Annotated in this window: 14 protein-coding genes and 1 tRNA gene; 9 read left to right on the top strand and 6 right to left on the bottom strand. The window is 63.6% G+C overall.

Annotation, left to right across the window (positions count from 1 at the left end; translation table 11 throughout):
- The first annotated feature begins 41 nt into the window (after window positions 1-41).
- Complete coding sequence (gene artA / locus C438_RS17795) at window positions 42-953, top strand: archaeosortase A (protein ID WP_004971100.1); 912 nt, start codon at window positions 42-44, stop codon at window positions 951-953.
- 26 nt (window positions 954-979) lie between these two features.
- On the opposite strand, the gene dph5 is transcribed toward artA, so the two are convergent.
- Complete coding sequence (dph5, locus tag C438_RS17790) at window positions 980-1789, bottom strand: diphthine synthase (RefSeq protein ID WP_004971099.1); 810 nt, start codon at window positions 1787-1789, stop codon at window positions 980-982.
- A gap of 116 nt (window positions 1790-1905) precedes the next feature.
- On the opposite strand from dph5, the gene C438_RS17785 reads away from it, so the two are divergent.
- The 3 genes from C438_RS17785 (at window position 1906) to C438_RS17775 (ending at window position 3538) form a co-directional block, all read left to right on the top strand.
- Window positions 1906-2481 carry a DoxX family protein gene (locus tag C438_RS17785; protein ID WP_049918218.1) on the top strand — a complete coding sequence of 192 codons (576 nt, stop codon included), beginning with the start codon at window positions 1906-1908 and terminating at the stop codon, window positions 2479-2481.
- A gap of 86 nt (window positions 2482-2567) precedes the next feature.
- A complete protein-coding gene (locus tag C438_RS17780; protein WP_004971097.1) occupies window positions 2568-2777 on the top strand; it encodes a DUF7542 family protein in 210 nt (69 codons plus the stop codon).
- Between the two features lie 308 nt (window positions 2778-3085).
- Window positions 3086-3538: a Rieske (2Fe-2S) protein gene (locus tag C438_RS17775; RefSeq protein ID WP_004971096.1), complete on the top strand. Its 453-nt coding sequence runs from the start codon at window positions 3086-3088 to the stop codon at window positions 3536-3538.
- A gap of 60 nt (window positions 3539-3598) precedes the next feature.
- Here C438_RS17775 and C438_RS17770 read toward each other — a convergent pair whose 3' ends face one another.
- On the bottom strand, window positions 3599-4078 hold the full coding sequence (locus tag C438_RS17770; RefSeq protein ID WP_004971095.1) for an Lrp/AsnC family transcriptional regulator: 480 nt from the start codon (window positions 4076-4078) through the stop codon (window positions 3599-3601).
- A 251-nt stretch (window positions 4079-4329) separates the two neighbouring features.
- Between C438_RS17770 and C438_RS17765 the strand changes: the two genes are divergently transcribed.
- The 4 genes from C438_RS17765 (at window position 4330) to C438_RS17750 (ending at window position 9128) form a co-directional block, all read left to right on the top strand.
- The gene (locus C438_RS17765; RefSeq protein ID WP_004971094.1) at window positions 4330-4752 is read left to right on the top strand and encodes an NAD-binding protein; all 423 of its coding nucleotides are present in this window, start codon (window positions 4330-4332) and stop codon (window positions 4750-4752) included.
- A complete protein-coding gene (locus C438_RS17760; RefSeq protein ID WP_004971093.1) occupies window positions 4749-6926 on the top strand; it encodes an amino acid permease in 2178 nt (725 codons plus the stop codon). Before C438_RS17765 ends, C438_RS17760 begins: the two co-directional genes overlap by 4 nt.
- 110 nt (window positions 6927-7036) lie before the next feature.
- Window positions 7037-8188: a hypothetical protein gene (locus C438_RS17755; RefSeq protein ID WP_004971092.1), complete on the top strand. Its 1152-nt coding sequence runs from the start codon at window positions 7037-7039 to the stop codon at window positions 8186-8188.
- A gap of 1 nt (window position 8189) precedes the next feature.
- Window positions 8190-9128 carry a hypothetical protein gene (locus C438_RS17750; protein WP_004971091.1) on the top strand — a complete coding sequence of 313 codons (939 nt, stop codon included), beginning with the start codon at window positions 8190-8192 and terminating at the stop codon, window positions 9126-9128.
- A gap of 251 nt (window positions 9129-9379) precedes the next feature.
- Here the strand turns inward: C438_RS17750 and C438_RS17745 are convergent.
- The 3 genes from C438_RS17745 to C438_RS17735 all read right to left on the bottom strand — a co-directional run bounded on the left by C438_RS17745 (window position 9380) and on the right by C438_RS17735 (window position 11204).
- Window positions 9380-9452 (bottom strand) — tRNA-Thr (locus C438_RS17745).
- Window positions 9453-9544: 92 nt separating this feature from the next.
- Window positions 9545-10531, bottom strand: a complete 987-nt coding sequence (locus C438_RS17740; RefSeq protein ID WP_004971090.1) for a class I SAM-dependent methyltransferase — start codon at window positions 10529-10531, stop codon at window positions 9545-9547.
- A gap of 202 nt (window positions 10532-10733) precedes the next feature.
- Window positions 10734-11204, bottom strand: coding sequence for an HTH domain-containing protein (locus C438_RS17735; protein WP_004971089.1), 471 nt, complete (start codon window positions 11202-11204; stop codon window positions 10734-10736).
- 193 nt (window positions 11205-11397) lie between these two features.
- Here C438_RS17735 and C438_RS17730 point away from each other — a divergent pair, with 193 nt between their 5' ends.
- Entirely contained in the window at window positions 11398-11823 is a 426-nt protein-coding gene (locus C438_RS17730) for a universal stress protein (RefSeq protein WP_049918215.1), read from the top strand.
- A gap of 64 nt (window positions 11824-11887) precedes the next feature.
- Here C438_RS17730 and C438_RS17725 read toward each other — a convergent pair whose 3' ends face one another.
- Window positions 11888-12328: a universal stress protein gene (locus C438_RS17725; protein WP_004971087.1), complete on the bottom strand. Its 441-nt coding sequence runs from the start codon at window positions 12326-12328 to the stop codon at window positions 11888-11890.
- Between the last annotated feature and the right edge of the window lie 74 nt (window positions 12329-12402).

Genomic DNA, 12402 nt, shown 5'->3' with positions numbered 1-12402 from the left:
GAACGACAAGGGATTTAATCGGTCCACCACATCCAATACGTATGCCCGGTCTCCTCTCCGACGCCCTCGCGTGGGTGGCCATCGGAACCTTCGTCGCCGGCGCGGTCGCACACGGGCGGGACCGCGAGCTCGGGCGACGGGTGATGACTGCCGCGTGGGTGTTGTTCGCGCTCTTCTGGCTCCAGCTCATCCCGCACTTCACGCTCGTCCACAAGAGCTACATCGAGGGCCTATTGACCATCGCGGCCGTCCCGGCGTCGCTGTACGCCGGCTGGCTCCTCTACAACGGCCGCGACACGCTGTTCGTCCTCTCGCGCGCCGTCGCCGCCATGGGCGTGGTGTACCTCCCGTTCGAGACCATTCCCGCGTTTACGCTCCTCGGGGCGACCGTCCCCGCGCCTCGCGGCGTCCTCATGGAGACCGTCGCGGCGCAGACGCGCTTTCTCATCGAGTCGCTCGGCTACGCGCCGCAGATGATTACGGGCGACGAGGGTTATCTGAACACGTTCCTCTGGATGCAGGGCTCCCACCGCATCGAAATCTCGGTCGTCCTCGCCTGCACCGGCCTCGGGAGCATCGCCATCTTCGCCGGCCTCATCGCCGCCGTCGACGCCCCGATGCGCCGGAAGCTCCGCGGGCTCGCCATCGCCGTCCCCATCATCTACGCCCTGAACCTGCTTCGGACGACGTTCATCGCCATCTCGGTCGGAAAGCAGTACTTCCACCTGTTCGTCGACGAGATTCTGTTCCTCTTCGGGTCGTCCGACCCGTACATGGTGTCGTTTTTCATCTCCGACCGCATCATCAGCCAGGGGCTCGCGGTGGTCGCGCTCGTGGGAATCACCTACCTCGTCGTCCACGAGGTGCCGGAACTCCTCACGGTCATCGAGGACGTGCTCTACATGGTGACCGGCGACGAGTACGACCTCAGAAGCGAGTTAGGGCTCGACTGATACCGCCGTCGGAGTCGCGTTCAGTTTTAGTTTTCGTCGTCGAACAGTTCCTCGGGCGCACCGCCGAGCGCAGAGAGCGCGTCGGCTTCGACGTGGTGGACCTCGCCGGGGATGACGAGCATGTGGAGCGGTTCGCCGAAGTCGCGCTCGGCGAGCGCCGAGAGGCGGTCGGCGGCGACGACGGGGTCGGGACTCCCGGCCCGGCAGACGGCCACGCCGAGGGCGTCGCCGTCCCAGTGTTCGGCGAACAGCTCCGCCGCGTAGTCGGCGGTCATGTACTGGTCGCCGTCGACCTCGACGCCGCGGCGGCCTTCCCAGTCGACCTTGATGTCGAGGTAGACGAGCGTGTGCAGTCCGAGTTCGCGGTTCGCTTCGAGGGAGTCGACGACGCTCTTCGGCACCGGGTCGCCGCCGTGGACGTACGGGAACGGGAGCGTGACGGCCTTTCCGAAGCGGTAGTTCTGGAGTCCGGTCAGGCCGCTGGCGGCGGACTGGGCGGTCACGCCGTGGACGAGTCGCGTCTCGATGCCGCGGTCTTCCGCGCGAAGGCGGAGGTCGACGTGCGTGGTCGAAATCATCGTGTCGCCGGCGGTGAGAAACGCGACGTGTTCGTCTTCCGCGGCGTCGAGTATCGGCCCGGGGTCCTGTTCGACGCCGGCGCGGTCGCGGACCTCGATGTCGATGTCGTGGTAGGCTTCGAGTTCCTCGACGGTCGCGCCGACGAGGTGACTCGTGTAGAACTCCGCAAAGGCGCGGTCGGCGTCCGCGAGCGCCTCGCGCCCCTCGACGGTGACGGAGCGCTCGTCGTACAGGCCGAGTCCGATGAACGTGAGCATGCCCGTGTTCTGTCGCGGGCGGTGATAAGCGGCGTGACCTCCGGTGAGACGGCCCACCCCATTGCGTGAGATTACCCAACACACTATTGTAGTTTGACGGAAAATATTTCCTCTGTATGTCAACCGATAGCCGTACACTAGAGACGGAACTGTTCGGGCGGCCGGTGCGGTTCGACTACTCGGAACGCTGGGTCGGCTACTCGCTGTTCCTGCTCAGAGTGGTGATGGGGTGGACGCTGTTCCAAGGCGGTATCACGAAGCTCGTGACCTACCTGGATTCGGACCCCTCCAACAACTGGACTGCGGCGGGCTACCTCGCCAACGCGATTCCCGAGGGCAACCCCCTCATGGGGTTGTGGAGTTCGATGGCCGGGAGCCCCCTCATCGACATGCTGAACATGTGGGGGTTGACGCTGGCCGGACTGGCGATTATCCTCGGCGCGTTCGTCCGCTTCAGCGCCTTCTGGGGCGCGGTCATGATGCTGTTCTACTGGGCGGCGGCGCTCGAAGGCGGCATCCTCGCCGGACTGCCGCTGGCCCACGGCTGGGTCGTCGACGACCACATCGTCTACGCGGTGTTGCTGTTCGGCCTCGGCGCGTTCGGCGCGGGCCGCATCCTCGGCGTCGACGCCTACCTCGAAAACATGGAGTTCGTGCGGCGCAACCGGTGGATGAGCCTCGTCATGGGCTGACCACCGCGTGCCGGCGACTGCTTTTTTCACCGTTCTCCGCGGACGGACTCGACGGAACTATCTCGACCGCCGTGGTTCCCTCGACTATGTCGACTCCCCGTGCGACGGTTTCCTGTCCGACCTGCGGACTCGAAGAGCGATTTTCGAAGCTCGCGGACGCGCGCCTCCGAATCGAAGAACACCGCGCGGAGACCGGACACGACCCCGACTGGGAGTTGGGCCGGTTCGCCCCCGGCGTCGAGAAGATGGGCGACGAGGCGGGCGTCTGCGGCGTGAATCTCGACGAGAACCGCTGAACCGGCCGCCTGTGGTTCGGGTCGGCTCTCGCTCCGAGCCCCGTCGAGCATCGAGTCAGCGACTATGAGCTTCATAACAATACGACATTCCCCCGAACGAGTGGGTATGTGGTGTGAACGGTGCGGACGAGATACGACGGTCCGAAGGCACGCGATAGACGAGTTCACCGGGTTCCTCTGTAGCGACTGTCGGGCGGTGTGGAATCGGTTCACTTCGGGGTAGTCGGCGGCGGGGTTCGCTCCTCGACGCGGGGCCAGCCGCGGCGTCGCCGATAGCTACTTTTCGGCGCGGTCGATAGCTGTGTCCGATGGTCGACGGAACCCGAGTCGCGGCCGTGGACGAGGTCCCCGAAAACGGGTCGTATCTGTTCACCGCGGAGGACGCGTATTCGCGGCCGACGGAGCTCATTCTCGTTCGGTGCGACGACGAGCCGGGTATCGAAGCGTGGCCGAACACCTGCACCCACGAGAACCAACGGTTCGACCGGGGGACCGGCGCGGCGATGCGCGACGGCGAGATTATCTGCCCGAAACACGGGTCGATGTTCGACGCCTGTTCCGGCGCGTGCGAAAACGGCGAGGCGGCGGGGACCAGCCTGCCGGACGTGGACATCACGGTCGCCGATGGCGGCGTCTTCCTGACCGACGACGAGTACACCTATCTCTCCGCGGGCGCGGCGGGCGAGGACGACGACGGCAAAGACGACGAGGACGACGAGGACGACGATATCCCGAGTTCGACGTCGCACATCGGGTTCTGAGCGCCTCTTGCCGCGGCCCGGTCGCCGCCGCGTCGTCGCCACCGGCGGGATACTGGTCGCCTACTGGTCAGCGCCGTCCTCGTCGAGAAACCCGTGATACGGGCAGACGAACTCGTCGCGGATGAGCTGTTCGTCGACGATATCGAGGCCGAGGCCGTCCAGTTCCTCGGTGATGCGATTGAGGTCGTCGTGGTCCTTCCCAATGGCGTTGACGTACACGTTTCGCTCGCCGGTCATTATCTCCCGAACCGCGGTCACGCCGTGGACGTCGCGCGCCCGGTTCGCCAACGCGGAGCGCTCGGGCACGGGCGCGGTACAGATTATCTTCGTGTACAGCGGGTAGCCCGCGAGGTCGTAGTCGATGTCGACGTGATAGCCGCGAACGATGCCGGTGTCTTCGAGTCTGTTGAGCCGCGTTCTGACGGTGCTCGACGAGAGGCCGAGTTTCTCCGCGATGTCGCTGGACGACGTTCCCCGGGCGTCCTGCTGGAGATAGTAGAGGATGCGCTTGTCTGTCGAGTCTAACTCACCGTCTTTCATACGTGACTACTCTGGACTCGGCGTGATTATCAGTCTGTTCCATACCCGCGCTCGGTGCGGTCGTCGCCGTTGTCGCCGTTGTCGTCGTCATCGACGCCGGCGACGAGGGACCCGAACTAAAATGACGGATTAACTTTTCTAGGCTGTTTATTTGACAACTCGTCAAAATAGTGCGCTAGTTTAAGGCCTTCCGTCACCGAGGGGCTGATGCACACGGCCGGACGAACGCCGACTCCACAATCAGCACACACATGACGTCGAATCCATCCGTCGTAGACGAGCGGCTCACGGACTGTGAACAGAGTATCTACTACGTCTTGGGCGGCAGACACCTCGGCTCTGCCATCGCCCGACATCTCCAGGCGGCCGGTCGCGCCGTCTACGTGATCGACGAATTCCACGAGCGGTCAGAAATCGACGGCGTGCGAGGCGACCCGGCGGACGTCCGAACGCTGGAGGCGGCCGGCGTCGCGGCCGCGTCGACGGTGGTCGTCGCCACGGCGTCCGACAGCCGCAACCTGCTTATCGCCCAACTCGTCCGCGCCCGCTTCGACGTCGAACGCGTCGTCGTGTTGGTCAACACGCCGGACCGCTTCGAGATGTTCGCCGACGCCGGCCACAAGCCGGTCTGTGCGACGTCCGTCCTCTCGGGCACGCTCGCGGGGGCCGTATGAAGGAGTTGGAACGCGACCTCGGTCTGCCGTCCGTCTTCGCGATAAGCATCGGTGCGATGATTGGCAGTGGCATCTTCATCCTGCCCGCGCTGGCGCTCGAAGTCGCCGGCCCGGCGGTGATAGTCGCCTACGCCCTCGCGGGCCTGCTCGTCGTGCCGGCCGCGCTGTCGAAGTCCGAGATGGCGACCGCCATGCCGAAAGCCGGCGGGACGTACATCTACATCGAGCGGGGGATGGGACCGTTGCTCGGGACCGTCGCCGGCGTCGGCACGTGGTTCTCCCTGTCGTTCAAGGGCGCGCTCGCGCTGGTCGGCGGCGTCCCGTATCTGCTTCTCCTGTTCGACCTCCCGCTTCGACCGGTCGCGCTGGGCGTCGCGGCGGTGCTGATACTCGTCAACGTCGTCGGCGCGAAGCAGACGGGTCGACTCCAGGTCGGCATCGTCGTCATCATGCTGGCCGCCCTCGGCTGGTTCGCCGCCGGGAGCGCACCCAGCGTCCAGCAGGCGAACTACGCCGGCTTCTTCGACGCCGGTCTCGGCGGTCTCCTCGCCGCGACCGGCCTCGTGTTCGTCTCCTACGCCGGCGTGACGAAAGTCGCCAGCGTCGCCGAGGAGGTCGAAAACCCGGGGCGGAACATCCCGCTGGGTATCCTCGGCTCGCTCGCGTTCACGACGGTCCTGTACGTCGCCATCGTGGCGGTGCTGGTCGGCGTCACCGACCCCGGGAGCGTCGCCGGGTCGCTCACGCCGATGGCGGTCGCCGCCGAGGCGACGCTCGGCCAGTTCGGCGTGGTCGTGGTCATCCTCGCGGCCATCCTCGCGCTCGTCTCGACGGCCAACGCGGGCGTGCTCTCCTCGTCGCGGTACCCCTTCGCGATGAGCCGGGACAAGCTCGCGCCGCCGTCGTTCTCGGCGGTGAGCGAGCGGTTCGGGACGCCCGTCGCCTCGATTACGCTCACCGGTGCCGTGCTGTTGGTGCTCATCGCGTTCGTCCCGATTCTCGACATCGCGAAACTCGCCAGCGCCTTCCAGATTCTGGTGTTCGGCCTCATCAACGTGGCCGTCGTCGCCTTCCGCGAGGGGAACGCGGAGTACGACCCCGAGTTCACCTCGCCGCTGTACCCGTGGCTTCAGGTGTTCGGCGCCGTCACCGCGGCGCTCCTGCTGACGCAGATGGGCTCGACCGCCCTGCTCGGGGCCGTCGCCATCACGCTCGGGAGCGTCGTCTGGTACGTGTTGTACGCCCGGCCGCGGGTGAGCCGCGAGGGCGTCGTCACGGACGCCGTTCGCCGACAAGTCGGACAGAGCGCCCTCAGCCGAACGGAATCGGCGATGGACGAGCCTCCCCGCGAGGTGCTCGTCGCGCTCACGAAGGACCTCGACGACAGGCGCGAGCGGTCGCTCGTCTCCGTCGCCGCGGACCTCGTTCGCCCCGACGACGGCCGCGTCGTCGTCGTCCGCTTCGAGGAGGTGCCCGACCAGGTCCCGCTCACCGAAGCCGTCACGGCGCAGTCGCCCGCGGACCGCTCGTACGAGGCGCGAATCGAGGCGCTCGCGGCGGAGTTAGACGTCGACATCGAGGCCGACGAAATCGTGAGCCACGACACGAAACACGCGGTCGTCAACTTCGCGGCCGGCCGCGGAATCGACGCCATCGTGGCCGAACACGAGCCGCTTCGACTCCGCTCGCGGCTGTTCGGCGACCCCATCGACTGGGTCGTCCGCCACGCCCACTGCGACGTGCTCCTGGTCGATAACCTCGGTTACGACAGTCCGGAACGGGTCGTGCTCTCCGGAGACGGCGGGCCGTACCCGCCGCGAGCGGTCAGCGTCGCGGCGGCCGTCGCCGCCGCCAACGCGAGTGAGCTGTTGCTCCAACACCCGCCGAACCCGGAGATGACCGAACAGCACGAACGGACGGTCGGCGAGTATCAGACCGAACTCTCGGCGTTGCTTTCGGTCCCGGTTCGCACCACGCCGCTCAGAACGGACGGCGGGCGGCCGACTCGCCCCGACGTGGTGGTCCGTCGCGCCCCCGACCGCGGGCTTCGGAACGTCCGCTTCGCCGGCCGACCGACCGCCCCGAGTCCGCGGTGTACAACGATAACCGTCTACCCCCACGACTCGCGCCGACCGGGATTCGCACAGCGACTGCTCGAACGGGCGGCGTTCTAACGTCAGGTTAGATATGACTTGGTCGCTACCGATTCTCAATTCATCGGTAAATTTTAATTTCTTCGAACTGAAGCCTTGGCAAGAGCATTTATTAGAGAGGCCCGTGAGCCATGAAATTCGACCCAAATGAACTGTCCGGTGATACAGACGAGATTATCTCGCTGTTCATTGATTATATCACACGGACAGACGAGGAGATTGAAGATGAGAAAGACCGTGGCCAACGAAAAACACAGGTCAAGATCTTCCTCGCAAACAATCATGGGCTTAAATTAGGTTCACTAACCGACGAGATTGAACACCTTTCCCAGAGAGAGGGTCTTTCCGAGTACATTCAGCGATATATTACTGAGCACAATTTTCACGAAGAGCGCCTCGGAGACTCTGTCTCGTATGTCGAAATCGACACACCAAAACGAGCACGTACGGACCAATTTGTCTTCGTTGACGATGGTGATTACCTCCGTGTCATTACTGCGGAACGCCGGAAGTGGACCGAAAAGACCGTTGAGAAGCTCATCCAGTATCTTCCGTCTCTAGAGCGAGTCTTTCTCACACCGTCTGATTTAGAAGATATCGTTGCGGATTTGTATGGGACATCAGTTGCAGGGTTTACGGCGAAGTACCATTCGTACAAGACGGACAAGCGAGCCAGTATCCGCTTCCATGGTGGGACGGACGAAGATCTCGAAAAAGTCGAGAACGTTTTCGACGCGAAGCCGACAAGGTTGGAATTCAACCAACGAAATAGTCCGGAGGCAGCTGTTCGGAGTTCAGTTGCACAAGAGGGTCACTTCACGTTCTCCAGTGTTCGCCCTGGTTCGGAAGAGCGTGGTGCACAGACACTTGAAGAACTCTCGAAAGGGTTTGAAGCGCACGACGAACAGAATTACAAGGTTAAGCACAGGCCGACTCGAGAGACGTTCAAAAACGGTTTCACAATCGAAGGAGGAACCACGCTTAGACTGATTGACGATTCAGAGGACTACTCACTGGAGCAAGATACGGCGGATTTCCTTGAGGAACGTATTCTTGACCACAAACGGAGATACGAATATTCTGTCTGGGAGCACGGTAATTACTTCGTCTTCGACAAAGACACCGGTGAGCCGTTTGAGATCACGGTTGAAGATGAAGATATCTATCTCCACGCAAAAGAGAATACCACATCTACTACGTTCCGCGATTTCTGTAGCTTAGTGTTTGAAGAGTTCGACTCGACATATTCCCTAGAAAAGAACTCTCGGAGGCTGAAGGCGTAAGATGACCGAACAGTGGGCCAAACAGCAGCGTGAGGTTGATTCCTACAATCTCTTCTTCAGTTCTTTCGATGGGCTCTTGGGTCACAAAGCGCTGTTCGATTTAGGCTATCGGCTTGTCGGGAATTTTGTCACGGTTGCCGACTCTCGTCGACAAATCGAAACCGAACCCGACTTCGTGCTGTTCGATGGTGAAACCGCTCTTCTGATTGAGATCAAGTCTGGAACGAATATCAACAACCGAGATATTCAGCAGATGGAGCGGTGTGACGACCTCAGTTACGAGAGTGTAGTTGATTTCCTTCGCGATGCCGAGTTTGAAGGACAGTTCGATCCAAACAACCTGAGCAGTGTTGAGCCAGTTATCGTCTACTATTCTGACTTCCTCGATGAGTGTCGAACTGCTCCAGGTTGCTTGAATGCACTAAACGAACTAAGCCAGTACTGTACTGTTCTTTCTCAAGGCAAAGGGGGTGTACTTAAACTTGAGGAAGGTGGATTTGAGAGTAGTGATCTTGACTCACTTCTTCGCGAAGGCATCCGACTCCCGAAGTTAGTTGATAAGAAAATCTACCTGACTGAGAACGCGAATCGAGAGATACTTGCGTATTCTATCGCACATGACCTTGTTTTGAATAATTTGGGGAAGGACGACCGAATCGCGATCTCACCGTCGGATGTCATAGAACGCTACCGTCATAGGGAGATTCCACTCGAGAAAGTTCGGGATGCATTACGATTTTTGAGAAAGATTGGGGGCTGCCGGCAGAACACTGATGGGATGTTTGTGTTCGGCACCCATCATCTCGGGAATTTATTGCAGGTCCAAACGAGACTGGAACAGACTCGAGTGAGAGATTATCTTGACGGGGATGAGGCAAGCCAGATGAGTCTGGGTGAGTTTGCTCAAGCGACAGAGACGAATGGTGGGTCAGAAAACTAGTTTCTGAGGGTCTCTTGTGGGATTAAAGAGGAACGTCCGCCAAAATCAGGTCTCGCTCTCGCACGCGGGGCAGTCGCGCGAGACCACCCCAACGCCGGTGGCCTTCGTCTCCGGGGTTGAGTTCCGAGATGATGAAGGAATCAGTAGAAGCCGGTGGAGGGGATTGTGAACCTCACTCGCAACGCTCCGCGTTGCTCCCTGCTTCAAATCCTCCACGCAGGGCTCTTCGTCTCACTTCGTTCGACAGAAAGAGCCGGTGGAGGGATTTGAACCCTCGGCCTATTCCTTACGAAGGAATCGCTCTGCCAGCTGAGCTACACCGGCGCGGTGGGCTTTCGAACGCATTCTTCCGTACCCCGGTTACGTAATTAAGACTTGCGAATCAACCCGGTGTCTGCCGGTCGCCACCACCCCGCTCACGCCCGCTTCGTCAGGCGAACGTCGAGACAGACGTTGTACTCGTGGGGGGCGTACGACCGGACGACGTGTTCGTTCACGACCGTGACCTCGTAGGCCGGTTCGGCGGCGGCGCGGACGGCGGCGAGTCCCGGGCCGAACGGGTCGTCCTCGTGTTGGATGTCGTAGAGGTGAATCACGCAGTCGTCGCCCGCGAGGCGGACGGCGGTGTCGAGGAAGTCGCTGGCGCTGTGCGGGAGGTTCATGATGAGCCGGTCGGCCCAGCCCTCGTAGTCGGCGGCGACCTCCCGTACGTCGCCGTGAATCGCGGTGAGTCGGTCGGCCACGTCGTTCCGCGCGGCGTTCTCGCGGAGGAACGCGACGGCCGCCTCGTTGAGGTCGCAGGCGACGACTTCCGCGCCCGCGGCGGCGGCGGGGACGGCGAACGGACCGACCCCGGCGAACATATCGAAGACGTGCTCGCCCTCGCGAATCTCCTCGACGACGCGGTGGCGCTCGGTGGCCAGTCGAGGGGAGAAGTAGACGGTGTCGATGTCGAGGCGGAACTCGTGGCCGTACTCGCGGTGGACCGTCTCGGTCGACTCGCCGACGAGCACGTCCCAGTCGCGGACGCGGAGTTCGCCTTTGACCTTCGAGGCGCGGTTGACGACCGTCTCGGCTTTGAGGTCGGAGTCGACGATGGCGTCGGCAATCTCGTGGGCGCGGTCGGGGTCGTCCTCGTCGAGGATGACGATGTCGCCGAGGCGCTCGTAGGAGGGTTCGAAGCCGAGCAGGTCGGCTGGCGTGGTCTGCGTCTCGCGGGCGGGCGGTTCGTAGTCGACGACCGCCAAGTCGTCGGGGACGGCGTCGGCGTCGACGACGGGGATGTAGAGCGTCCCCTCGGCGACGGTAATCTCGTGGTCGTGGTCGAGCAGGCCGGCGTCGGCGAGGCGTCGGCGCGCCGCCTCGCCCGACTCGCGGGGCACGCGGACGCAGGGGACGTTCATATCTCCACCACTGCGCGGTCCCGAGTAAGGGTGACGCTTCGCCGCAGGGCTCCGCGGACGCGGCGTGTCATCTCTCGGGCGGGCGCGCCGCTCGCGGCGTTCGACGTTCGACGTTCGAAAAACGCTCGGCGCTCGAAAAATCCCTGTTCTCCGATTCGTCCCCCGATTCGCCGTGTGTTCGGGGCGGCGATTCGGACTCGAATCACACCTCGACGTGTTCGTGGTCGATGCCGAGGAACGACTCCGCGGTCTCGACCCAGTCGGCGAACGTCCGAGCCCCATCGGCTCGTTCGTGGGGGAAGACGGCCTCGATTTCGTCGCCCCGGAAGACGATGCCCAGCGTCCGCGGGAGGACGACCGCGTCGTGTTCGGGGCCCATTCGACCGGAGCCGACCGTCGCCCGCTTGTCGAGCGTCGGGAGCGCGACCCCCTTCGTTCGCGCCCAGTGGCGACACTCGGCGAGTCGCTCGCGGACGACGGCGTCTCGCTTCGTCGGTGCGAGGTCGGACTCCACGTCCACGTTCCGCCCCCACGTCCGGACGCACACGTCGTCGACGAACCCCCCGTCTGCGAGTCGTTCGAGTCGGACGATCAGCGCTTGGTGTTCCTCACCGAGGCCGTCTCGAATCGGCCGAATCCACAGTTCTACCCTCCGTTCGCCGTCGGTCTGCATGCTCCTCACCACCCGGTAGAGAGTACGCCCGATTCGGGCATAAGGCGAGCGTATCCTTCCCGACGGCCGGGAATCGGGAACGCGAGCGAGCGCGACCGACGGGTGCGGTCGGTGCGGGGTGCGAGCGGGAGGTCGGTGCGAGGCGGGGTGGGCCGGGTTCGGTTTTATTCGCTCGGCGCGCGTCTGTGACGACATGTTCGACCACATCCTCGTCCCCACCGACGGCAGCGCCCACGCGACCCGCGCGGCCGAGTACGCGGTCGACCTCGCGGCGACCTACGGGGCCGCCCTGCACGTCCTCTACGTCGTCGACGTTCGAACCGGCCACGCGGACGCGCCCGTCGACGACGACGATTCGCAGACGCGCGGGGAGTCGGCGGTCGGCGACATCGCCGCGCGTGCCGCCGACCGCGACGTGCCCGTCGAGACGGAGATTCGCGTCGGCCTGCCGCACGAGGTCATCATCGACTACGGCGAAGCGCGCGACATCGACCTCGTGGTGATGGGGACCCACGGGACGAGCGGGCTGGAGCGATACCTGCTTGGAAGCGTCGCAGAGCGAGTCGTCAGGCTCTCGGACGTCCCGGTGCTGTGCGTGCCGCCGGCTGACGACGAGTGAGTCGGCAGGAACGGCGGCCGACCGGCCGACCGGGGAGCGACCGACCGTGCCGCGAGCGCGACCGTCAGCGAACGACCATCACGCTCATCGGCGCGCGGCCGGCGACCAACTCGGCAACGCTCCCGAAAAGCAGGTCCGTCTCGCCGGCGCGGCCGTGACCGCCGAGGTAGACCGCGTCGACGCCCTCCCGGCGCGCGAAGTCGACGATGGTCCGCGCGGGGTCGCCGCGGAGCGTCTCGGTCCTGAGTGCCACCTCGCTCCCGTCGGCCAGCGCCGCGAGTTCGTCGAAGATTTCGTCCGCGAGCTCCTGCGCTCGCTCGTACCACTCCTCTGTGCCGTGGAGCGGTTCCGTGCTGATGTCCGCGTCGAACGGGGCGCTGTAGCCGGGGTCGGCCGGGTTGATGACGTGCAGGGCGACGACCGTCGAGTCGGCGTGCGCGAGGGCCTGTTCGAACGCGCGCTTCGACAGCGGGGAGCCGTCGACGGCGACGAGAATCGTTTCCATAACGATTATCTATACGGTTTCTTGGCACAAAAGCGCTCTCGCGGAAGCGGCGGGTGTCGCCGTCGATTCTGTCG

It is taken from the genome of Haloferax denitrificans ATCC 35960 (assembly GCF_000337795.1).
In the GTDB taxonomy this organism is placed as follows: Archaea; Halobacteriota; Halobacteria; order Halobacteriales; family Haloferacaceae; genus Haloferax; species Haloferax denitrificans.
Note: the sequence above shows the minus strand (reverse complement) of the source record. Positions and strands in the feature narration are given on the sequence as shown.